The following is a 246-nucleotide window of genomic DNA, read 5'->3' as shown; positions in this document are numbered from 1 at the left end:
AGCGTGCCGACAAGGCCGATGTTGCGGGTCACCGACGCCATGCCGGCGAGGAGCGCGAGGGTTGCCGGGCGACCGGCGACATCGAGAGCATGGATCTGGCCGCCGTGCTCGCGCACACGCAACCCTTCGGCAAGGAACACGTAGTCGAAGAGCCCGCGCTCCGCGGTCTGGGCGAAGTGCACGAACGACGAGAAGTCGATCTGGCTACCGGACTCGGGCGCGCTCCACACGGTGTGGCTGTTGACG

General features: G+C 67.9%; 1 pseudogene. It reads right to left on the bottom strand.

The features are described from left to right. A pseudogene (locus SB658_RS26590) lies at nt 1-246 on the bottom strand (nitrilotriacetate monooxygenase); the annotation flags it as partial.

Origin of the sequence: Bacillus sp. SIMBA_008 (assembly GCF_046535495.1) — a bacterium.
Taxonomy (GTDB): Bacteria; Bacillota; Bacilli; order Bacillales; family Bacillaceae; genus Bacillus; species Bacillus subtilis.
The sequence above is the reverse complement of the archived record's forward strand: the minus strand, read 5'-3'. Positions and strand labels throughout refer to the sequence as shown.